General features: G+C 42.8%; 17 protein-coding genes and 2 pseudogenes. 15 read left to right on the plus strand and 4 right to left on the minus strand.

The window, feature by feature from the left end; translation table 11 throughout:
* The 5 genes from RMO55_RS12975 to RMO55_RS12995 all read left to right on the plus strand — a co-directional run.
* The coding region (locus RMO55_RS12975; protein WP_310427114.1) for a beta-ketoacyl-ACP synthase 3 at nt 1–900 on the plus strand (900 nt) is incomplete at its 5' end.
* Between the two features lie 111 nt (nt 901–1,011).
* Nucleotides 1,012–2,892 carry a hypothetical protein gene (locus RMO55_RS12980; RefSeq protein WP_310427116.1) on the plus strand — a complete coding sequence of 627 codons (1,881 nt, stop codon included), beginning with the start codon at nt 1,012–1,014 and terminating at the stop codon, nt 2,890–2,892.
* 64 nt (nt 2,893–2,956) lie between these two features.
* The gene (gene fabD, locus RMO55_RS12985) at nt 2,957–3,841 is read left to right on the plus strand and encodes an ACP S-malonyltransferase (protein WP_310427118.1); all 885 of its coding nucleotides are present in this window, start codon (nt 2,957–2,959) and stop codon (nt 3,839–3,841) included.
* A gap of 399 nt (nt 3,842–4,240) precedes the next feature.
* Complete coding sequence (locus RMO55_RS12990) at nt 4,241–4,417, plus strand: hypothetical protein (protein ID WP_310427119.1); 177 nt, start codon at nt 4,241–4,243, stop codon at nt 4,415–4,417.
* Nucleotides 4,418–4,427: 10 nt separating this feature from the next.
* Nucleotides 4,428–4,595: a hypothetical protein gene (locus tag RMO55_RS12995; RefSeq protein WP_310427120.1), complete on the plus strand. Its 168-nt coding sequence runs from the start codon at nt 4,428–4,430 to the stop codon at nt 4,593–4,595.
* Nucleotides 4,596–4,710: 115 nt separating this feature from the next.
* Here the strand turns inward: RMO55_RS12995 and RMO55_RS13000 are convergent.
* Nucleotides 4,711–5,016 (minus strand): annotated as a pseudogene (locus tag RMO55_RS13000) (DNA alkylation repair protein); the annotation flags it as partial.
* Between the two features lie 19 nt (nt 5,017–5,035).
* Here RMO55_RS13000 and RMO55_RS13005 point away from each other — a divergent pair.
* Both RMO55_RS13005 and holA read left to right on the plus strand, forming a co-directional pair.
* Nucleotides 5,036–6,187, plus strand: a complete 1,152-nt coding sequence (locus RMO55_RS13005; protein ID WP_310427121.1) for a pentapeptide repeat-containing protein — start codon at nt 5,036–5,038, stop codon at nt 6,185–6,187.
* Nucleotides 6,188–6,246: 59 nt separating this feature from the next.
* Nucleotides 6,247–7,230: a DNA polymerase III subunit delta gene (holA, locus tag RMO55_RS13010; RefSeq protein WP_310427123.1), complete on the plus strand. Its 984-nt coding sequence runs from the start codon at nt 6,247–6,249 to the stop codon at nt 7,228–7,230.
* 35 nt (nt 7,231–7,265) lie between these two features.
* On the opposite strand, the gene RMO55_RS13015 is transcribed toward holA, so the two are convergent.
* Entirely contained in the window at nt 7,266–8,018 is a 753-nt protein-coding gene (locus RMO55_RS13015; protein ID WP_310427124.1) for a hypothetical protein, read from the minus strand.
* 213 nt (nt 8,019–8,231) lie between these two features.
* On the opposite strand from RMO55_RS13015, the gene trpC reads away from it, so the two are divergent.
* Entirely contained in the window at nt 8,232–9,116 is an 885-nt protein-coding gene (gene trpC, locus RMO55_RS13020; RefSeq protein WP_310427125.1) for an indole-3-glycerol phosphate synthase TrpC, read from the plus strand.
* A 65-nt stretch (nt 9,117–9,181) separates the two neighbouring features.
* Complete coding sequence (locus RMO55_RS13025; RefSeq protein WP_310427127.1) at nt 9,182–9,436, plus strand: DUF5340 domain-containing protein; 255 nt, start codon at nt 9,182–9,184, stop codon at nt 9,434–9,436.
* A gap of 145 nt (nt 9,437–9,581) precedes the next feature.
* On the opposite strand, the pseudogene RMO55_RS22270 reads toward RMO55_RS13025, so the two are convergent.
* Nucleotides 9,582–9,785, minus strand: a pseudogene (locus RMO55_RS22270) (hypothetical protein); the annotation flags it as partial.
* Between the two features lie 354 nt (nt 9,786–10,139).
* Here RMO55_RS22270 and sbcC point away from each other — a divergent pair.
* Nucleotides 10,140–13,178, plus strand: coding sequence for an exonuclease subunit SbcC (gene sbcC / locus RMO55_RS13035; protein WP_310427131.1), 3,039 nt, complete (start codon nt 10,140–10,142; stop codon nt 13,176–13,178).
* Between the two features lie 166 nt (nt 13,179–13,344).
* Entirely contained in the window at nt 13,345–14,148 is an 804-nt protein-coding gene (gene cobM, locus RMO55_RS13040; RefSeq protein ID WP_310427133.1) for a precorrin-4 C(11)-methyltransferase, read from the plus strand.
* 116 nt (nt 14,149–14,264) lie between these two features.
* Here the strand turns inward: cobM and RMO55_RS13045 are convergent, their stop codons facing one another.
* Nucleotides 14,265–16,916 (minus strand): amino acid adenylation domain-containing protein, encoded by a 2,652-nt coding sequence (locus RMO55_RS13045; RefSeq protein WP_310427134.1) that lies wholly within the window; start codon nt 16,914–16,916, stop codon nt 14,265–14,267.
* A gap of 804 nt (nt 16,917–17,720) precedes the next feature.
* On the opposite strand from RMO55_RS13045, the gene RMO55_RS13050 reads away from it, so the two are divergent.
* The 4 genes from RMO55_RS13050 (at nt 17,721) to RMO55_RS13065 (ending at nt 23,774) form a co-directional block, all read left to right on the plus strand.
* On the plus strand, nt 17,721–19,061 hold the full coding sequence (locus tag RMO55_RS13050) for an O-antigen ligase family protein (RefSeq protein ID WP_310427136.1): 1,341 nt from the start codon (nt 17,721–17,723) through the stop codon (nt 19,059–19,061).
* A gap of 14 nt (nt 19,062–19,075) precedes the next feature.
* The gene (locus RMO55_RS13055) at nt 19,076–20,320 is read left to right on the plus strand and encodes a hypothetical protein (protein WP_310427138.1); all 1,245 of its coding nucleotides are present in this window, start codon (nt 19,076–19,078) and stop codon (nt 20,318–20,320) included.
* A 420-nt stretch (nt 20,321–20,740) separates the two neighbouring features.
* Complete coding sequence (gene asnB / locus RMO55_RS13060) at nt 20,741–22,705, plus strand: asparagine synthase (glutamine-hydrolyzing) (protein WP_310427140.1); 1,965 nt, start codon at nt 20,741–20,743, stop codon at nt 22,703–22,705.
* A gap of 61 nt (nt 22,706–22,766) precedes the next feature.
* The gene (locus RMO55_RS13065) at nt 22,767–23,774 is read left to right on the plus strand and encodes an NAD-dependent epimerase (RefSeq protein WP_310427141.1); all 1,008 of its coding nucleotides are present in this window, start codon (nt 22,767–22,769) and stop codon (nt 23,772–23,774) included.
* Nucleotides 23,775–24,095: the final 321 nt, after the last annotated feature.

A 24,095-nucleotide genomic window follows, 5' to 3' on the forward strand; every position in this document is an offset into this window, starting at 1 on the left:
TCCGATGAATGGATTTCTAGCCGCACGGGGATTCGTCAACGGCACATTAGCAACGCGAACGAGTCATTGGCTAGTTTGGCGACTCAAGCAGCACAGCAGGCTCTAGACATGGCAGGTGTGGCTGCTACCGATGTCGATATGATAATATTGGCAACTTCTTCATCGGAAGATTTATTTGGCACTGCTTGTCAGATTCAGGCTCAGTTAGGCGCGACTAAGGCGGTGGCTTTCGATTTGACAGCAGCTTGTTCGGGATTTGTGTTTGGAATGGTGACAGCGGCGCAATTCTTGCGATCGGGTGTCTATCAGAATATTCTAGTGATCGGTGCCGATCTCTTATCGCGGTGGGTGGATTGGCGCGATCGCAATACCTGCGTACTATTCGGTGATGGTGCGGGGGCGGTATTGATGCAAGCTACCGAAAATGTCGATCGATTATTAGGGTTTGAAATTCGCAGTGATGGTACTAAAAATGCTTGCCTGAATCTTGCTTTCAAACCTGAATTAAGCGAATTAATTCCTGGTGTCGTTCTCACCAAAGGCAAGTATCAATACATTACGATGAATGGCAAGGAAGTCTATCGGTTTGCGATCGATCGCGTACCAGATGCGATTGACAAAGTGATTCATCATGCCAATCTTACCAGTGATAATATTGACTGGCTAATTTTACATCAAGCCAATCAACGGATCATGGATGCTGTTGCCGAACGTCTACATATCCCTGCAGAGAAAGTAATTAGTAATGTCGCTAAGTATGGGAATACTTCGGCGGCTTCCATTCCGATCGCCTTAAATGAAGCGGTCAGATCTGGTAAAATTAAATCCGGCGACACGATTGCGACCTCTGGTTTTGGTGCTGGTTTAAGTTGGGGTGCAGCGATCTTTAAATGGGGGTAATTAAGTTGAAAGTTGAAAGTTGAAAGTGACTGGCTGAATTGTTGGATTCATCACTTGTTCAACCCAATGTGAAAATTTATAGCCTAAAGCCTAAAACCTAAAGCCTAGATTATGGAAGTTGATTTTCAACAGATTGAAGCGCGGAAACAAATATTAGAAACTACGCGAATCGAACTTAAAACTCACTTTGTGGGAATTGATGAAACCATTGATGATTTGCTCAATTATATTCAGATTTGGTATTTGATGCCAGAGATTTTGAGCCGCCCAATTATCGTTAATTTGTGGGGAATGACTGGGGTAGGCAAGACAGATTTAGTACGGCGACTGGTTAAATGTTTAAATTTTCAGGATCGGTTTGTTGAAATTGAACTCAGTCATACTGAAGGAAGTTCTTGGGATAGTTCGGTTGGATCTGCACTAAATCGAAATGGCATTAGCGATGGGAAGCCAGCGATGGTTTTATTCGATGAAATCCAACGTTTCAATACGATTAATCCTGATGGTAGTCCAGTTCAGTCATCGAAGTTTACTGACTTTTGGGAGCTATTGAGCGACGGGAAATTATCGAAACGAGTTAAAGACGATCTGGACTATTATATTCAGGACTACTTATATCAACAGAAAAATATCAAGAAACGGAAAGAACGCGGCGAAGAAGATGTAGACGAAAATCCGACGATGGGTTTTTATGAGGCGCAAAATCTCAAGTCGATGTTGCAACTAGATGGCGAAATATCAGATATTGCCGATATGTCTCAGATGCAGATGATCGAACAAATTCGTCAAGCCAAACAAAAGAAGAAAGTTTACGAACCGATCGATCATTCCAAGACGCTACTAATAATTAGTGGTAATTTGGACGAAGCTTTTTCAATGGCGACACAAATTGCTGAGTCTGATGTGGATGCAGATATTTTTCATGCCTTCACCAAGAAAATTACGATGGTGGATATCAAAAATGCCCTAAGTAAAAGCTTTCGTCCCGAACAAGTCGCCAGATTTGGGAATATCCATCTAATTTATGCCAGTCTCAAAAAATGTGACTTTGAGAAACTAATCGAGCATGAGATCGATCGCATTATCACCACCACTAAAACTAAATTTGATGTAGATGTCAATGTGGATCGATCGATCCGCGAATTAGTCTATCGAAATGGGGTATTCCCCGTCCAGGGAGTACGTCCAGTCTTTTCTAGTCTGATTGATATCCTCGAAACAAACCTGTCAAAGTTTTTATTTACCACTTTATTACGTCACGAGAAACAAATCGATATTGCCTATAGTTTCGACAAATCTCAAATTACTGCTCAGATTGGCGATCGATTAGAAGAAATTCCCTTTGTTGGGCGAATCGACAAAATTCGTGAGAGTAATCTGGAAGCAACGATTGCCAATATTAGCGTACATGAATCCGGTCATGCGGTAGCTTATATGGTGCTATTTGCATTAGCACCATTACAACTCAAATCTAAGTTAGCAAGTAGTTATGCTGGCGGTTTTACCTTCCCCCATCAGATTTATGAAACCAAGGAAAATCTAATTCGCCAAATCAAAATTTATTTAGCAGGTGGGATTGCTGAAGAAATTATATTTGGAGATAAATTAGCTTCAGTCGGACGCATTCACGATCGCGAACAAGCTACTAAAATTACAACCGATTATATTCGTCGCTATGGTTTTGATGATGGATTTCAGGCTAACTATACCCTCGAATATGGTCACAGTATGGAAATGAAAGCCACAGATATCGATGTCGAGAAAATGATTACGCGGATGGTATCAGAAACCAGAGAATTATTATCCTCTAACAAATCGCTATTACAAGAATTATCGTGGCAACTCGCCGCAACTGGCAGTCTCACAGCGACAGAAGTTGCCACGATCGGGATAAAATATGGAATACCAGTAATAGTTGAAGCTGAAGGCTTCCTGAAAATTCCAGAATACGATCGATTCTTACCAAAATCAGATCGAGACGGAAAACTCTAAATAACTCACATCTTGCACCAATGCATAGATACTATTACTGCCACACTCTCCACACCCCCTAATTATGAAAACCGCATGGGTATTTCCCGGACAAGGATCGCAAGTTCTCGGCATGGGAGTAGACTTATTAGCAATAGATTCAGCGAAAGCAAGATTCGATCGAGCTGCTGAAATTCTCGGTTGGTCGGTAATCGATATCTGCCAGAATGACGAAGTAAAGTTAGGCAATACTCGCTATACTCAACCATGTCTATATGTAATTGAATGTATTTTAGTAGATCTACTCAAACAATGCGGATTGAAACCCGATGCTGTTGCTGGACACAGTTTGGGTGAGTTTGTCGCTCTCTATGCTGCTGAAGTATTCGATTTTGAGACGGGATTACAACTAGTCAAAAGTCGCGCCGAATTGATGGATCTAGCTTCCGAAGGCGGGATGACAGCTTTATTAGGTTTCGATCGAGTGCAACTAGAAACAGCCATTGCTGAAACTGAAGGTGTCGTCCTCGCTAATGATAACAGTTCCGCCCAAGCTGTCATTTCCGGCACTGCCGAGGGGATTGCAGCGGTAGTTACTAAAATTAAACTAAAACGGGCAATTCCGCTGAAAGTCTCTGGTGCATTCCATTCACCGATGATGGCGACGGCCGCTACCGAGTTTGGGAAATTACTCGCGCCGATTGTATTCCACGATGCCAAAATCCCTGTACTATCTAATGTTGCTCCGACAGCAGCCACGAACGGGAGTGAATTGAAAGAACGTATCGACAAGCAGATTACTGGTTCGGTGCGGTGGCGAGAAATATCGCTCCAGTTGCCCGAATTAGGCATTCAACAGGCGATCGAGGTCGGCCCTGGTAAAGTCCTCGGTGGATTGATTAAACGCACCTGTGAGGGGATTGTCGTGGTTCAGATTGGTACTCGATCGGATCTCGAATTGTTAACATAGTCCCGATGGAAGTCATGGTAAAGTCGATCTCCGATTTCTAATTTACTCACATCTTGAATCAGTACATACTTACAATCGACTAGTACTCGGTGGCGTAAATAACATTACTATTTCGTAAAAGCGGGGAGCGGGGAGAGTGATTAGAACAAGGACTAAATGGTGGCTTTATTTCAGCCGCTCAGTACTAGATTAGGGGAAAGAACTGATGGTGAGTGTGTTTCTCCCCGCTTTCCCCTAACAGAACTGGGGATCGAGCCAGATCGTGCAAGATGTGAGTTTGTCAACATTAATTGCAAAATCTCATAATTGGGATGGCAACGATTCGATCGAGTGATAAGCTGCTGAGAAATATTTAAGTAAATCTCATAGTACCAACAATCACTCAACCCCCTAAAAGTAATGTACAAGAATAGATCGGGACATACTTTATTTGACATCGTTATGCCTGCTGCTGTGGGTGCTGGAGTAGTCACATCTTTTGCGATCTCCCAAGGACAACATCCAGCAATCGCGATCGCCATTACAGCGATTGCCACAGGATTTGCAGTAATTTGTTATTATTTCGATCTAGTCTAAATTAGATCCTATGACCTTTTTACGCCAAAATATCGCTCCTCTCCTAATTGTGATGGTGTTCCTCTTCGCGCTAGTTGCTGTGAGTGCGCGGATTTTCTTGCCGACAGATATGTCTGCGCCTGCACCATTGACGGGAGTAATCTACTTTCCACAGGCATTGCTTGCGCTGTTCGGGTAAAGGGGATGTAAGAGTTTAATGAAGCTCTCAGATTTGTGACCGTGCAAAGTATATCTAGTATGCTGACGATCGTCTTAACAGCTCATATTTGAGTAAATTTGGCTAGTGGTGCAGTTTAGATTGCACCTTTTAAATACTGTTTTCGCTCTTGTTCTGGAAACTTTTCGATTGCGTACCAGAGCATGGTGCGTTGCATGTCTTTGTAATGCTCGTGCAAGAAAGTTTGCTCCACCGCTGGATTTCGCTTGCCAATTTCTCGCAGCACCCAGCCTACGGCTTTGTGAATCAAATCTTCCCGATCGTTTTTTAGTAAAGTTGATATCGCTAAAGCATCATCAAATCGATGTTTGCGGATTGCGTAAAATGTCGAGATGATGGCGATTCTTCGATCCCAAAGACTTGAAGATGTTGCCAGATCGTAGTAGGCTATTTTAGATTATATGAAAATCTGGTTAAATCTATTAGGAATTATCGCGATCGGGTGTGGACTATGGTCTAAGAATACTGGTCTGACTATAGCAGGTTGTGCGATCGCCTTGGGACTATCGGTACCGATCATTTATCGAGGTATCCGCCACAAACTACCGAAATCTATTTCTTCAGTGCAGCAACTGCGGTTAGTTACCACAATTACGATGGTGGTGGTTGTTGTTAATTTGCTGAAAATCAGTGGATTTTTTAACTATGTTGGTGGTTTATCTGCGGGAACAGATTGGAGTGCCGTTGGTGCTTTGGGTTTATGGGGGGGCGCGCTCGGACAGACAGCAATTGCGACTTTAGCCGCATTTGTTTCATGGCGACAATATATTGTTTCTCGCGATTTGACGATCGAACAAAATCGTCTCAATCTTCAACAAAATATTATCACGCAACAACAAACTATCGATAATTATTTTCAGGGGATTTCCGATCTAGTATTAGATGATGATGGATTTCTGGAAGATTGGCCGCAAGAACGGGCATTTGCCGTCGGGCGAACTGGGGCTTTATTAGGTAGTGTAAATGCCGCAGGGAAAGCCAGAGTTATTCGCTTTCTATCCCGCTCTAAATTGCTAACACCACTACAACGAGATCGACGATTGGGACGAGTGATTTTGAATGGCAATGGCGGTTATGATGAAGACCGGATCTCTGGCGTTCGCGTCATCAATCTGGGGGTGATGTTAGCCGGAACAGATATTTCTCAAACCGATTTACGCTGGACAGATCTCAGTGATGCTAATTTAATTCGGACTAATTTAAGTGAATGCAATTTATTGAAAGCTAATTTAGCCAGAACTATTTTGTATCAAGCTGACTTAAACAGTGCAGATATCAAAGGTACTCGATTTTTTTATGGCGATATCGAACTAGCTAGCCCCCGCGTTTCAGATCGATCTCCCAATTATATTACGGGTGAATTTAGCGGTGCTGTAATCGAAGACGTTGACTTTACAAATGTGCGGCGTATGTCCCAAGAACAACGCGAATACTGTTGTGCTTGGTGTGGTGATAAATCTCGACAAACTATTCCTGGTGGATGCAAAGGTATTGCCAATCGGTTAATATCTAATGAACATGCATCTTCTGCTCGATCGTTTGATGATGATTAAAATAGGTAAAAGCTGAAAATATTCAATTCACCATCCACCATTCACTATCGACTAATTAAATGACAGTAATTTTATATTGGGGTGATGATGACTTTGCGATCGCCAAAGCAGTCACAGCAATTCAACAATCTTCACTCGATCCGGCTTGGACGAGTTTTAACTATGAAAAGGTTTTACCCGATCGAGAAAACGCAGCAGTTGCAGCATTAGATTCAGCCATGACTCCGCCCTTCGGTACGGGAAAACGTTTAGTTTGGCTAGCAGATACTAATTTGATGCAGCAATGTTCGGAGCAATTACTCGCTGAATTAGAACGAACATTACCCCAAATTCCAGCGACTACTGTCCTGCTCCTGACTAGCAAAAACAAACCAGATGGTAGACTCAAATCGACGAAAACAATTCAGAAATATGCTAACGTCCAGGAATTTGGTCTGATTCCACCTTGGAAAACAGAAGAACTCAGCCAACGGGTGCAGATTGTCGCCAAAGAATTAGGATTAAAATTAACTCCAGATGCAGTTCAACTCGTCGCCGAATCAGTTGGGAATAATACCCGCCAACTGTACCTAGAATTAGATAAATTACAACTCCTAGCAGGTGGTGAAGGACAACAGATCGATCGAGTGATGGTAGCCAGTCTGGTAGTTGCCAATACTCAAAACAGTCTCCAACTAGCCGCAGCCATTCGTCAAGGCGATGTCGGTACCGCTCTGCATCTAATTACCGAATTAATTAACCACAACGAACCCGCCTTAAAAATAGTCGCTACCCTCGTTGGTCAATTTCGCACCTGGCTGTGGGTGAAAATGCTCCTAGAAGCCGGAGAAAAAGACGATCGAGTTATTGCCACCACCGCCGGACTGGGGAACCCCAAACGCCTATTTTTCATCAAGCAAGAACTCCAATCTACCACCGCCGATCGACTTGCAGCCAGTCTACCAAAGTTACTAGACTTAGAATTCAACCTCAAACGAGGTGCTGAAACTACCTCTACTCTACAAATTCACGCAATCGAATTGTGTCAAATCTTTAGAAGTTAGGCTTCAAAAAATTGAATTAATTTTATTTACTTCAATTATTGAGATCGATCGAAACCATCATAAATTGGTACCGATAACTCGATCGTTTCTTGCCCAACAAGAACGGTGGGAGTCGCTATTTCTTGACGAGCTAGAACGATGTCATAATCGAATTCCTGTGTTTTCTTGCTATTTGGATTGATTACTCGATTTCTGACGGATACATCTACATCTGCTTTGATACTACTTATTAAACTTCTGTTGAGATATTCTGCTGCGGGTTTGCCAGCGATCGTCAGATTACTGGTAGTGAAAAATTGGATTGGTAATGGCTGTTGATGTTGTCCCCAATAGTCTGCTCCCCAATCTGAGATTTTGAAATTGCGCAACTTGATTTTTGCACCTGCAGGTAATAATAAAGCATAAAAACTAGCACTATGATTACTCCTTAAATTAGCGACGATCGCTTGACCTTGCCCTTGATATGCGACAGCTTCAAAAATTTCGATACGTTCTAAATTGGGATTCAAGCGTTTTTGGTGAATACTGCCTGGAAATATAAACCAACGTTGGTTTCGATCGCGATTGCGGAGGGTAATATCAAACCGTAAAACGCGCAGAGGCGGTTTTCCAGGTTCTACTCCCAGAGATTTAATTTCGACAGTTTTTGATTGAGTCGGTAGATCTCGGTTGGTTGAATCGAGACGAGATGGTGCATTCGGTTCGGCATAAGTAGGTAGATCTATTAACAAGATCGATATGGCGATCGTGAGTAAATATAATCCAACAGCCAACGAGCGCAATTCCATCGGTTTTATCTACCCATAATATAAGGTTAAAATCGAGCTAAGATATCTGTATCTACAAAGACAAGACCGAACTTTCCGTAGTAATGCTATTGTTAATTCATGGCTATTTCGATGGGATAAATATCATAATTTGACTTAGAGTAATAGTAAAGGAAATTGTTTTGTTTCGCCCGATCCAGCCTACAAACTTAACACATAAAGCCTAAAGCCTAAATGAAGATTCGTCGTCGTCCCCCCAGTTCATCCGTAAATGTTGGCCCACTTGAGTATCAGATTGTAGTTCCCGATTCTCAACCCGAACATATCCTCGAAGAAATTGTCTGGTATAAAGAACGAGAAATTCCCCCCATGCGGGACAAAATGCCCCTAGACAAGCTGAAAAAGCGAGTTGCGGCAATGGCACCACCATTAAACTTTTTAGGTGCTCTCAAGCAGGGTAAAACTCATCCAGCATTGATTGCTGAGGTGAAAAAGGCTTCACCGAGTAAGGGGGTAATTAGGGCAGATTTTGATGCTGTGGAGATTGCAAAATCTTATCAGCGTGGTGGTGCGACTTGTTTGTCGGTATTGACTGACAGTAAATTTTTTCAAGGTAGTTTCGAGAATCTGGTGGCTGTGCGTCAAGCAGTAGATCTACCGCTATTGTGTAAGGAATTCGTGATTTATCCTTACCAAATCTACTATGCTCGTGCTCATGGTGCTGATGCGGTGTTGTTGATTGCGGCGATTTTGGAAGATAGCGATCTTCAGTATTTTCTCAAGATCGTTGAGGTGCTGGGAATGACTGCGCTGATCGAAGTCCATACCGAGGAAGAGTTCGATCGAGTGTTAGGATTGAGTGATGTGAAACTAATTGGGATTAATAATCGCAATCTCACAAATTTCAGTGTAGACTTACACACCACACAAACACTTTTAGCCTCACGCAAACAAGAATTGCTCGATCGAGGGATTTTAATTGTCAGTGAATCGGGACTACATACGGCTAGAGATCTGAGAATAGTAGCTGATGCTGGAGCTAGTGCTGTGCTAATCGGGGAATCCTTAGTAAAGCAGGACGATCCTGGACAAGCAATCGTCGATCTGTTTGCAACATAAATTTCGCGGCAATCTACCCACCTCAATCATCGCCCATCCATTCTGGATCGGGTGAAGGCATATCTATGGATCGAATTAAATTACCATCATTAGTACATTACGAACTAATTTTACAAGTTCTCGAACGCCAAACGATCATGACTGCCGATCGAGATCCGATCGTCAGAGAGCGCGTGCAGCAGTTAATCGTCACTCTCCGCAAAGCTTTGTCTCAACACAAGCTGTTGGAAGATACTTGCAGTCATCAACAGATGGAAATAGAACATGTTTGGGCACTGAATTCGGTGTTGGGGAGAGAAGAAGTGACGACGAGAGATTAGTCTCAATAATTGATGATTATCTCTCCCTGTAAGGAAGATAGGCGGATATCAAGTGTCGGGAAAATACCGTCTGGACTAGGATTGTAAGTTTGTACCGATCGATTTTGTCCAGTAAATATCTCTTAGTGCAAGGTGTGATACTAACAAAATAAAAAGGGAGAGAATCATGATTCTCTCCCTTTTTATTTTGACCTTGGCTGTTTTGGTTGTCGTTGCTCTGGTCTTTGAGTTTTTGCCGTAGCATTTGAGTGCGTTTCTTGAGTTGGCGTTGACGAGCCGAACCACCTTTACCTTTATTATTTCTCCCTTCATTACGGGGGGATTCCCAACTTTTAAGTCGCTGCGCCATAAAGTTGTTTAAAATTTTGTCTAACTCTATCATAACATGATACTTATTCGATTGCAAGCTGTCGAACGATAATTTTTCAGTGCTTAATATTGTTGGCATCAGCCTAAAGTTAGTACAAGTGTCTTAAAATAAGAGTTGCGATCGAAAGTTCTCCCGCAGCAGATCGGCTAACTTGGATAAGCAAATCCGGCTTTGCTCAATTGAGGTACGATTCGTCTTGTATATTCTCCCCCTCCCTACCCTACCGTGTATCAACAAGTTGGCTAGACTTGATGCGTAGGTTCTTTACCCCACCCCAGCCCTCCCCTTATAAAAGGGAGGGAGCAAAAGCCCCACTCCCTACGCCATAACCCGATGATTCCCCTGCAACTATCACTCAAAAACTTTCTTAGCTATACCGAAGCCAGCTTAGACTTCACAGGGCTGCATACGGCTTGTATTTGCGGTGCAAATGGTGCGGGGAAATCTTCACTATTAGAAGGGATTACCTGGGCAATTTGGGGGGAATGTCGAGCTGTCAGTGAAGATGATGCGATTAGTAATGGTGCGATGGATGTGCGGGTGGATTTTACGTTTGGGATGCATGGGGAGACTTGTCGGATTATTCGCACCCGTCAACGGGATGGGAGTGGGGGATTGGAGTTTCAGATTCAGACGAGCGGCGGGCAATTTCGCACGCTGACTCAGAAGGGAATTCGCTCTACTCAAGCCTTAATCGATGATTACCTGAAAATTGATTACGATACTTTTATCAATTCGGCTTATTTACGTCAGGGTAAAGCCGATGAGTTTATGCTCAAAAAGCCAGCCGATCGCAAGCAAATCTTAGCAGATTTATTGAAGCTCGATCGATACGAACAATTAGCCGATCGAGCGAAGGAGTCGGCGAAGCAGTATAAGCTCCAAGTGGAGATATTGACAGAAAATTTGGCGGCGGATCGATTACAGTTAGAACAGATCGAGGAGATTACGCAGCAGCGGGATGAGGTGAAAGTCCAACTTACGCAATTGCAGCAGGTACAAGCTGTCGAGAAGCAGGAATTAGAGGTCTTTAAAAATATTGCCAGACAGCGAGAGACTTGGCAACAACAATTGAATTGGGAGCAAAAACGCGATCGAGAATTGATTCAATCTGCCGTTCAAATTCAAGCAGATCTTCAGGTACTTACTACCGATAAAAATCGTTTGGATGGCTTATTAAATAGATCGGCTGAGATTTCGATCGCGTATCAAGCATACCTGGACTTACAGCAGCAGGTAGAGGTGCTCGATCGCCAATTCGATCTGCATCAGCAAGCTCGAAGTAAGCAGCAGCAGTTACAGCAACAGTTGGAGCGGCAAACGCAAGAGTTTCAGTTGACGCTAGGTAAAAGTCAGGCGGAATTAACTTTAGTTATTCAGCAAGAGCAGGAATTAATTGAGATTTTGGCGACAACAGGAGACGTAACAAAAGCAATCGCCCAATTGCAAGTATGTCGTCAGCGTTTGGTGGAATTGGATCGGCTGCAAGTCGAAGTATTACCTCTCCAACAGGAGCGGATTCTATTAGAAGGTAAGATCGATCGAGAGACAGCCAAGATTCAGGCTAAATTAAACGAGCTAATCTTGCGAGAGCGACAAGTAAAAATCAAAACTGACGAACATCCTCAATTAGTCGATCGATTAAAATTACTAGACACTCAAATTACTGAATTAGAAAATAAAAAAATTTATCAAAAGCGGATCGAAGACAAGGGTTTGGGCAAGAAGGAAAATCTGCAACGGCTAGATGGGGATATCCGCAATTATCGGCGACAATTAGTAGAATTAGATCGGAAATTAGAGTTATTAGAGACTCCCGATGCCAGTTGTCCATTATGCGATCGACCTTTAGACAAAAATCATTGGGAACATGTGTTAACCAGTGCCAAAAGTGAACGCGAAAATATCGAGCAGCAGATTTCGGCAGCAGAGGAAAAACACTCGCGGTATGGGAAAGAACGTGAGGCTTTACTAGCAGAATATCAGCAGCTTCAACGAGAATTAGCTGGTGCGGAAAGTCTGCGCGAACAACGCGGAAAATTGCAAGCTCAATTAGATACGCTCGCCGAATTTCAAGTCAATCTTCAGGAAATTGCGATCGAGAAATCTCAAATAGAAATTGCAATCGAGTCCAAAAGCTATGCCAGTGAATTAGCAGCTCAATTGCAAGCATTAATAGCTCGATTAGCCGCAACTAACTATAGCGAACAGAGTCACGCTCTCGCACGCGGTGATGTGGATAAATTACGGTGGGCAGAAATAAAGCAGGAAAAGATTAATGATGCCGAACGAAAACAGCAGCAATTAATAGAACGCAAAGATCGATTGACGATCGAGATTACCAAGATCGAAGTAGATATTAATAAACTGCAAACCCAATCGGATTTACAAATCGAACTCCAGCAGATCGATAACCAAATTCAAGAGTTAGGCTACGATCGTAGTTATCACAACCAAGTCGCTACTAATCTCCGTGAATCACAATCGATTCAGCTTGAATATCAAGAAGTTCAACAGGCAGAAAAAACTTATCCCCAATTACTCGATCGAATCGAACTATTAAATACTAACGATCGACAAAATTCAATCGATCGAGCGGGTTCGAGATTAGAGATCGATCGGATTAGTATCGAGATTGCTAAAATTCCCGATAATGACGATAAAATTAGATCGATCGAACAGCAGTTAGTCGAACGTCGTCAACAACTAGATACAAACCTCTCGATCCTAGGTAGTCTAGAACAACAACTGACCCAATTAAATAATATTAAAGAACAACTGCGGTCACAAGAAGAGCAACTAAATACTTATAAACAACAGCAAAAAATTTATGACGAACTAGCTAAAGCCTTTGGTAAAAACGGGATTCAAGCCCTAGTAATCGAAAACATTCTCCCTCAATTAGAAGCAGAAAGCAATCAAATTCTTTCTAAACTAAGCAACAATCAATTTCACGTTCAATTTATTACTCAAAAAGCCACAAAAGGCAGCAGGACTAAAAAAGCTAGTATCAAAACAGCCAAATTCATCGATACATTAGATATTGTTATCGGCGATGCCAATGGTACCAGATCCTACGAAACATACTCTGGTGGTGAAGCCTTTCGGATTAACTTCTCGATCCGCCTTGCCCTCGCCAAACTTCTCTCTCAACGTGCAGGTACACCGCTGCAAATGCTAATTGTAGACGAAGGATTTGGTACTCAAGATCGCGAAGGTTGCGATCGATTAATTGCCGCTATCAACGCTATTTCTGCTGACTTTGCTTGTATCTTAGCTGTTACCCATATGCCCCAATTTCGGGAAGCTTTCCAAACTCGAATTGAAGTGCATAAAACCAGCAATGGTTCTCAGCTTCAGGTAATTACTTAGGTTGCTAGTTTTAGGGGGATTCGGGATTCGGGGTTCGGGGTTCGGAAAAATAATATATTGACTAGGATTGCAGGCTGTCATTACTCACATCTTGAATTTGTAAGTATGTATTTTCGCAAGATATGAGTAGACTAAGTAAGAATTGAGATTACGATAAAATAGACAAATGGATGAAAATAGTCGGATTAAAAGATCGGGTACTCAAGTATATATTATTGGTGTGGGGCCTGGAGATCCCGATTTATTGACTGTCAAAGGGCAAAGAATTATTGCGAATGCTGATGTGATTCTGTATGCTGATTCACTCATTCCCGATCGCATTTTGCAGGATACGCGCCAGGATGCCGAGATTATCAAAACTAGCGATCGAACGCTAGAGCAAATTTTAGCAACGATCGTCGATCGAGTGCAATCCGGTTTAACTGTGGCAAGATTGCATTCGGGAGATCTGACACTGTATAGTGCGATCGGCGAGCAAATTCACGCGCTCAAAGCGGCGGGTATTGCGATAGAACTAGTACCAGGGATTAGTGCTTTTCAAGCTGCTGCGGCGAGACTCCAAGTCGAGCTTACAGTACCAGAAATCGTTCAAACAATTATCCTCACCCGTCCGACAGGTAGAGCTTCTGCTGTACCGACGACGGAAGATTTAGCTAGTTTAGCAGCCCACCAGTCGAGTCTTTGCTTATATTTAGCCGCGCGGCATGTGGAGACAGCTCAAGCTCAATTACTCCAACATTACCTACCACAGACACCCGTAGCCATCTGTTTTCGAGTCGGTTGGGAGGACGAGCAAATCTGGGTAGTACCCCTAACCGAGATGTCATCAATCACCGCCAGAGAAAACCTCGTTCGCACGACGATGTATATCATTAGCCCAGCATTAGCCCAAATTAATGAAGATCGAATACCGACTCGATCGCAATTATATCATCCCAAATACAATCGGCTATTCCGACCTTCAACTTAAATTTGCTATCATCGCAATCCTACACGAGAAGCTTAACCCCTAAAGGGCGGTGCTTCATGCCCGCCCTTACAAATTCAATGTTACCGATAGAAAATTAAATAGGATTATGGTATCGACTAATTGTACTGAGCCGCCGCAGAATCGGCGACTTTAGTGATGTGAGAGCGCAATGTTTCAGCAACAACTCGGACATGGGGTTCTTTCATCAGCGAAAGATGATCTCCAGGAAGAAACTGAGTTTCTATCGCTCCGGATATTAACTTCTCCCAGCCCAATTTAGGATATTGGTTGATATAGATGTCTTGATATTCACTCCAAAGAACAGTAGCATTGCCTGAATAGACTTGAGGCTGATAATCTTTTCTCGCTTGCAAGCTAGAAGCTAAAACACTTGACAATTCAGGTGTGAATTGTTCGAGAAATGGTGATGAGGATATTGTTGTAGCTACTAAATCCTTATAATCTACTTTTTTTCTCAGTAGTTTTCTTAACAACATATCTGAAAAATATTTTATTTGCTCTTTTAATTCGAGATTTTTAAATTTATCCAAATGGAATTTTATTTTTTGCAACACTAGCGATTTATCTTGCTTCAAATTGGGCGATTCAATGTCCAATAAACCGAGAAAAGCGATCTCTTGCCCTAAATCTGCTAGTTGCCGAGCAATCTCAAAAGCAATCACACCACCAAGCGAATAACCTAGTAGTAAATAAGGCCCATTTGCTTGGACGGTTTGAATCGATTTGATAAAGCAACTAGCCATATCTTCAATTCGATCTAAGGGCTGCTGTTTACCATCGAGTCCTTGTGCTTGGAGTCCATAAATAGGTCGCTCTTCACCCATTTTTTTGACTAGATCGTAATAGCAAAATAAAGTACCACCAACGGGATGAATACAAAATAATGGCGATTTATGTTCGTTACCCATTCCCAGTAGGACTAATGGCGACCAAGTATCTGAATGTTCTTCTTGACGGATAACATCGGCAAGCTCGGCAATTGTAGAAGCCCGCAATAAAATTGCCCATGAGAGATGTTTCCCCCAAATTTGCTCGATTTGGGCAAACAAGTATAAAGCCAGGAGTGAATGTCCACCTAGGTCGAAGAAATTATCGCTAATCCCAATCGGTTGAACATCTAAAACTTTTTCCCAAATTTTGACGAGCTGAAGCTCTAATTCGTCGTTCGGCTGCACGACAGTAAAATTTTCGCGACTGGGTTCTGGTAGTCGCTTACGATCGAGCTTATTATTAGGTGTGAGGGGTAGTGCATCCAAAATTTCAAAAGCCGATGGCATCATATAATCGGTTAGTTTTGTCTTTAGATACGATCGCACATCGCTAATATTAATTTGGGTGCAATTGGGGACAATATAGGCAACGATTATTTGCTCGCCAGATCGATTTTTCTTCCCGACTACTGCTGCTTGTTGGACATCGGGATATTGTGTCAGCACGGTTTCGATTTCTTCGATTTCTACCCGCATCCCGCGAATCTTCACCTGAAAATCTTGACGACCGACAATTTCTAAATTTCCATCGGGTAAATAACGTGCTAAGTCACCTGTTTTGTATAATCGTTGTTGTTGGTTATCGGTGGTGAAAGGGTTAGGGATAAACTTACGTTCGTTTAATTGCGGATTGTTCAAATAACCTCGTGCTAAACTTGCTCCAGCAACGTGTAATTCGCCTGTTTGGGTAACTGAGACTGGCTGTAATTCATCGTCGAGAATGTATAGTTGATTATGTGAATAAGGAGATCCGACAGGAGCATATCCATCTTCCAGATCGAAGTCTTCAGGCACCGGATAAGCACAAACGCCAATTGTTTCGGTTTGCCCATAAATATTGACAATCTGCGGCGGCTGTGGAAACTGGCTGCGCACCCGATTCAATAGTTGAGAGGTTAACAATCCCCCTGAAAATATCAGCAGTCTAATCTTGGAATCTGTTAGCTGCGATCCTGGTACCTGCTCCATCTGAGCTAGGCTGACGAGTAAGTAATTCCAGACTGAGGCTACCGTATCGAAGACAGTAATGTTTTCCGTGTGGATGAGTTCCAGTAGACTACGTAAATTGGTAGTATTTTCTTTGGAAGTAATTACTACTTTCGCCCCTTGAGATAAGGGTAATAGTAATTGTCTGATCGAGGAAGAAAAGGAAAAAGAGGCTGAGAGTAAATAAACATCCTCAGGTTGAATCTTCCCAACTTCATTTACAGCTTGGAGATAGCATTCAACCTGACCGAGGGTAATCTCGACACCCTGGGGCTTCCCTGTTGAGCCAGAGGTGTACATGATATAGGCAAGATTATCTGGAGTTGTTTGTGCTGGAGCTAATTCCTCACTAACTTTCGCTAATTTATCCCATTGTGTATCGAGCAAAAATAAATTTAGCTCTCGATTCTCCTTCAGAGACGCTACGCGAACGTCCAAGTCTGCCGCTAAATGTGATTGAGTTAATACTATTTGTAGTTGTGTCTCTTCGAGGATCGAGCCTAATCGTTCTTTGGGATAAGCTGGATCTAATGGGATATAAGCTCCACCAGCTTTCAGGACTCCCAAAATAGAGATTGCCATATCGACAGAGCGTTCTGCATAAATCCCCACTAGCACTTCTGGCTCAACTCCCTGTTGGCGCAGATAGTTCGCTAACCGATTACTTTGACTATTTAGTTGTTGGTACGTTAGTTCTGTTGTCGCATCTTTGACGGCAATCGCGGCAGGATTTTGGTTTAGATGAGTTTGCAAAAGTTGACTAATCGACATTTATTTGCTAATGAGAGACTTCAAAACTTAATATTTATAGCAACGGCATTGGCGGCCAGACTGTCCCTAATACCTGGATTTGTTGGAAATTAATGACATTTCCCATCTTGACTAGGAAAGAGTCATTGGTATTACCATTTGTGATGATTTTAACATATTTAGAGATAAATTCTCAATAAGCGCGGTCTAAATATCTAGCTAAGTGAACTGCAGTCCAGATCTGCTCGATCGACTGCCGATGATATGGGGATGCCGATAAATGGGTAAGATAGTCCAGCAATCATCATATATTTGTATTAGTTTATGCTGAGATCGTCCACATTGGAGGAGATAAATGGTATCGAAGACTACCGAGCTAAGTTATGGCAATGCACGAATAAGACATTTGCACAATAGTCAAAAGTCTTTAATTTATTCGATCGCTGCATCCCCCAGCTCTCGGATCGCCTACTACCAGCACTCAATTTTATTCAAAGCATAAGTGTATTGAAATTAACCTCTAATTTTGACTTTACATCATTTAGCGGATGTCCGATCGAGTCAAAACTAGCTAGGATGGTCGGTGCAACTACATCCCAATCCAGCATTCAATTTCACCAATTCCAAGCAAATCGAAATTAACTGTTATTGGTTAAACGATCGAATCTTTAGCAATTCATCATCATCAGGGTCTGAACTGTATTGTAGATCGTTAGTTAGTTAGAGCGTGCCTATCGCCGTAAAATCATTAAATTAATTAAAATCATTAGTTCTCTATTATAGAAAATCAAGGTTCAAATCGATATTTTAAGATGAACAACTAATATGTCAATTACTCTTTTTCAATTTGCAACAAAAAAAAGTGGATTACAAACTTTCTTAGATCGATATCAGTATATTCTATCGATCGTTGCTACGTTTCTATTTTTCTCAGATCTCCCCGACTATCTTCATACAACGGCAATGTTGCCGCTAAATCCACTTGCCTGGATTGGGATTTTCATTTTTCTATCTCTGCCATTCATCAAAAAAATAGCAACTATTCCTAAACCACTGATTATTTGGATGGTACTGTATATCGTTATCTCAATGCTATCATTGGCAACGATCAGTAGTGACGAAGCATCCATGAAAGAAATTAGGATGAGAGTCCTTTCTCTTGCCTTTCTTTGTATGATGTATGCTCTCTACGAACAAAAATCTTTAAAGCATGTTAAATATGTGATATTAGCTGTCGTACTGATGTCGGTCGGCAACGACTTTTTTGAACTATTAAATCCTAAGGTATTTACAGAATTAAACGTCGGTCGCCCTGGCGGATTTTATATTAATCCCAACAAATCAGGTTGTGCTTTGGTACTAGGATTGATATTTACAATCGATATTGTCAAAAAACAACATCGGTGGTTGTATCTGTTGGTTGTTGGTGCTGGGATTGCCTGTACATTTTCACGCGGCTCACTCTTAGGCTGGACTCTCTGCGCGCTGTTTCTCACAATTGCCCGAGTCCTTTCTGATAAACGCCGGACGGTGCTGATATCGATAGTATCGCTAGTATTACTACTAGCACTAACAAATCCACTCAAGAATGCTGCCGACTTTTTTGGGGGTAATGAGGGAGCAAGCTGGGACGTTGTAGATCGACTAGAGCAGTTCCAAAATCCCTCCCTTGAAGATGATTCTGCAAAAGAGCGTAAAGCAGTTGTCGGATATGCTTGGCTGATGTTTGGCAATCACCCATTTTGGGGGAATGGATTGGCATCGACGCACAAGTGGACTGTTTCGGAAGTATCCACTCACAATATGTATCTGCTCTATATGGCAGATCATGGGATTCTAGGGTTTATTATCCTGCCTGGTGCGATCTGGGCTGTTGCTTGGCGCAATCGCGGCGAACCAGGTTTTAGGATTCTATGTTTTGTCGTATTTATGAGTTTGTGGGGCATCTTTAGCCACGACATTTTGGAAGAGAAGTATATTCTCTGCACGTTTGCCTTGCTAGCAGCAATGAATACCAACCAACAGTGGTATCACAAGTACTCTCACGATCGTTTCCAAGCAGCACAAGCACCCGAGCATGGACGATTGATTCTACCACCAGCCCGAAATCAACCATCGATCGAATCGGGATACAGTCAGCGACTATTACCACCCAGTCGCAAGTAACCCACACCAAATTTATGCATCACCACTCAATTACACTATTACTTTCAGGCGCGATTGGGATTTTACTATCTGGCTGTCATACAATTGGCGAACTGGTAAAATCTCAACCAGCACAAACAGCGACAGGAATTTCGATACCACGACCAGAATACCTTCAGCCTGTCGCCGATCCTATTTTTGGGACGACAGTCACGCGGGTATCCGATCGCGCCAGATTTGGCTCAGAGCTGCCAGAGCTGCGACATTTATATTCCAAGAATCAGCCGTGGAATGCGGATGAATCTTACTTGCTGCTCAATTATAAATATCCTGCGGCTCTGTTAGATGGTCGTACCTATAAATTTATCCGCTGGGTGCGTCAGCCATCAGAAGGTGTGTGGTCGAATCTCAATCCAGCACTAATGTACGGGACGATCGCCAAGACCAATCAGTTTGTCAAACTCAATGTTACTAAGGGTAACGACTATACCGTACTTCATAAGTTTCGCGAATACGATCTCATCCATTTTGGCGAGTGGGAAGGTAATCTCAGTAATAACGATCGCTATGCTGCCTTAGTTGGTGTCAAAGCTGGCAAACTCGATTTCCTCGTCTACGATCTGTTCAAGAATCGAGTCACATCCCGCAAGACTCAGCCCAATGGGACAACGATTAGCAACGGCAATGAATCGACGGTTAATAACCTTACTATGTCGCAATCTGGGAAATATCTAGTCGTCCAGTATAACCAGGAAGGTCAAGGAGTTCAGCGCGGAATTCATCTCCTCGATCGATCTTCGCTCAAATCTGTGCGACAGTTGTCTAAACGGGGCGGATCGCATTTTGATACTTGTATTAATGCCAGGGGAGCCGAGGCGATTGTCGTGACTGACGATACCAGTCCAGCACTCGTATCGGTTCAGTACTCAACTGGCAAAAAGACCACACTATTACCAGCGAGCAAATCGAACTATAACATTCACGTCTCTTGCCGTAACTTAAAACGTCCTGGATGGGTATACGTCAGCGAGTTTGCAGGCGATATCGATCCCGAACAGCCCGATCTTGTCAAGACAACACCCGATCGCACATTCGCGCTCAAACTCGATGGTAGTGGTACGATCGAACAATTCGCCCAACCAAATCACTCTCCCAGCAAAGCCTACGAACGACAACCCCACAGCGTCCCCAACCGCGACGGGAAGAAGGTACTGTTTGCCAGCGATTGGGGCGATCCTGCCGATCCCGTCTACGCATACATCACGCGGAAAAAGCGGTGAATTTAGTTGAAAGTTGTAGTTAATTGGACATCTATAGCAATCATTAGGGCGGTTAGGACGTTTGAGAGGCTAGATCCAAAGGCTTCTCGTAAGAAGCCTTTGGATCTGATGTCCTAACTAGTCTGGCGGTTGCTATACATCGAATTTTTCTGGCAACAAAATTGACTCTTCAAACATCTTCTAGAAGGATGTTTAAATTTAAATATTGGGAACAATAACTATACTAGTGTTCCACCCTTAAATTTTAACGACCCAGTTCTTCCTTTCAACCGCCCTGCTTTCTGAAGCCTGGTGATACTGAATACAAGTGTGATTTTGAAACGGTAGATCTCTTGATTCTCCCCCACACTCCCACTCCCCCCCACTCCCTACGGTGGTACAGCCCACTCCCCGCTCCCCCCTCCCCCTCATTAATTGCTTATGTGTGGCATCGCTGGTTATTGGCATCGCGCTTCTAAATTTAGTCAGGAACAGAGTGATGGCATTATTACCGCCATGACCGATGCCTTGGTGCTACGGGGACCAGATAGTAGTGGGATTTGGGTCGATCCTAATGCTGGTATTGCTTTGGGGCATCGTCGTTTGGCAATTCTGGATTTATCGCCAGAAGGCGCACAGCCGATGCTGTCTCGATCGGGTCGGTACGCGATCGTATTTAATGGAGAAATCTATAATTTTGGCGTACTTAGAGCGGAATTAAATGAGCTAGGGCATGAATTTCGCGGTCATTCAGATACGGAAGTAATGTTGGCGGCGATAACTGAATGGGGCGTGACAGCCGCCGTTAAGCGATTTATTGGGATGTTTGCTTTTGCCTTGTGGGATATCCAGGAGCAAGTTTTACATCTTGGTCGCGATCGACTGGGCGAAAAACCCCTCTATTATGGTTGGGTAGGCGATACACTCCTATTTGGCTCGGAATTAAAAGCACTCGTAGCGCATCCTCAGTGGCAAGGAGAGATCGATCGAGATGCCTTAGCTCTATTCGTTCGTCATGGCTATATTCCCGCACCACACTCGATTTACCAGGGGATTGGTAAGTTACCACAGGGGACGATTGTGAGTTTACCAGCCAGTCAGCCCCAAGCAGCTCAACCGATTCCCTATTGGGATTTACAGGCAGCGGTATTAGATGGGATTAGTAATCCATTTCAGGGTAGCGACGCTGAAGGAATCGCCCATTTAGACCAGCTATTACGCGAGACAATTAACGAGCAAATGGTGGCAGATGTCCCGCTGGGAGCATTTCTATCGGGAGGCATCGATTCTTCTACTGTCGTCGCCCTGATGCAGGCGCAATCAACCCGCCCAATTAAAACTTTCTCGATCGGATTTACCGAACAAAAATATAATGAAGCGGAATATGCTAAGGCGGTTGCAGCACATTTAGGTACGGAACATACGGAATTATATGTTACGCCTGAAGATGCGCTAGAGGTGATTCCTCAACTGCCAACTTTATACGATGAACCATTCGCCGATTCATCACAGATCCCCACCTATTTATTGTCGAAATTAACTCGTCAACATGTGACTGTCAGCTTGTCTGGAGATGCTGGAGACGAATTATTTTGCGGCTATAGCCGCTACTTTACCGCGCAGAAAATTTGGCAAAAAATTAGTTGGATTCCAACTGGAATGCGCCAGTTTTATGCGAAGTTGTTGCTATCGGTACCAATGGATCGCTGGGATGAGATCGTCAATGGTATTGGCAAAGTCGTACCTCGCTTACAGCAACCACATCAGGGCTTTAGAGTTCATCTTCTCGCTAATTTTCTTAACAGCAAACAGCCTCTAGATTTGTACTCTCAAATGATGTCCAGTTGGGAAAATCCAGAGGCAATAGTTTTAAATAGCCGCGAACCCAGCACCGTGATTAATAATCCACCCGACTGGCTCCAGCGATTGGATTTTACCAACCAAATGATGTACGCAGATGCGATGACTTACTTAACAGATGATGTTTTGGCGAAAGTCGATCGAGCCGCAATGGGTGTCAGTCTAGAATCCAGAGTACCATTTCTCGATCGACGGGTGGTTGAATTTGCCTGGAAACTACCGCTATCGATGAAGGTTCGCGATGGACAAGGCAAGTGGTTGTTGCGTCAAGTCCTATACCAGTATGTGCCACAAGCGTTAATCGATCGACCTAAAATGGGCTTTGGCGTGCCGATCGATCTCTGGTTGCGTCATGAGCTACGCGATTGGGCGGAAGCACTCCTTGACGAGGCTAGGCTCGAACGGGAAGGCTTTTTTAATGTCCGAGCTGTTCGTCAGCAATGGGCAGAACATCTATCGGGTGAATTCGACAGGTGTTATTCGCTATGGCATATTTTGATGTTTCAAGCATGGTTGGAGAATAAGTTGGAAGTGAAAAGTGAATAGTGAATAGTTAGATTTCTTGACTAACAGTAAATAAATAAACAATAGATAGAATACAAATAGTATGCGAATTTTAGTGACTGGTGCGGCTGGATTTATTGGGTTTCATGTGTGTGAAAGATTGTTGAATGAGGGCTGTCAGGTGGTTGGTATTGACAATATGAATGACTACTACGATGTCACACTTAAAGACGATAGATTAGCAAAACTAACAGACCGAGATAATTTTAGTTTCCATAAAATCGATCTGGCCGATCGAGAGGGAATCGAGCAATTATTTGAACGCTATGAATTTGAGAGCGTAATCAATTTAGGTGCTCAAGCTGGGGTTCGCTACTCACTCCAAAATCCGCGTGCTTATATTGATAGCAATCTGACTGGATTTGGCAATATTTTAGAAGGCTGTCGGCATTATAAAATCAAACATCTAGTCTATGCTTCTTCTAGTTCGGTCTATGGCGCAAATACCAAGATTCCCTTTTCAGTTCATGATAATGTCGATCATCCAATTAGTTTGTATGCAGCTACCAAAAAAGCTAATGAATTGATGGCACATAGTTATAGTCATCTTTATAAAATTCCGACCACAGGCTTAAGATTTTTTACAGTTTATGGCCCTTGGGGTCGTCCTGACATGGCTCCGATGCTATTTACTAAAGCGATTTTAGCAGGTAAGCCGATCGATGTATTTAACTACGGCAAAATGCAGAGAGATTTTACCTACGTTGACGATATTGTCGAAGGAATTATTAAAGTAATGCATAAAATACCCGAACCAAATCCTGACTGGACGGGGACTGAACCAGATCCAGCAACTAGTAAAGCTCCCTACCGTATTTATAACATCGGTAATAATCAACCGATCGAACTAATGTATTTTATTGAAGTTTTAGAGAAAGCTTTAGGCATCGAAGCCAAGAAAAATATTATGCCAATTCAACCAGGTGATGTCCCGATTACTTATGCCGATGTATCGGATCTGACAGCAGACGTTGGTTTTAAACCGGATACCTCGATCGAAGTTGGAGTCCAGCGATTTGTCGAATGGTATCGGGCTTACTATCAAGTATAGTTTCCCATGAAAATAATACTTTTGTCGGAACTTCGATCGTAGATTTGGCTTATCCTCCAAACTATTTATTGACAATGTATCTAAATCACGGGAACTGAATAGCCAGAATTACCGAATATAGCAATCTAATTCGATTAAAAATCATCACTTTATTGGAGATCCTTACTGCGAATGAATATTAAGATCGAAGATTTTAGTAAATGAGTTTGGATTGCTATATTTATAATAATTAGTCCACAGATCGTTTAAACTATCCCTAGATCGATATTTCTAAATTAGATTTGGTATAGCCTCTCCAGCGAAACGACTGCTCTAAAATTA

Source organism: Chamaesiphon sp. VAR_48_metabat_135_sub (assembly GCF_031418915.1).
Classification (GTDB): Bacteria; Cyanobacteriota; Cyanobacteriia; order Cyanobacteriales; family Chamaesiphonaceae; genus Chamaesiphon.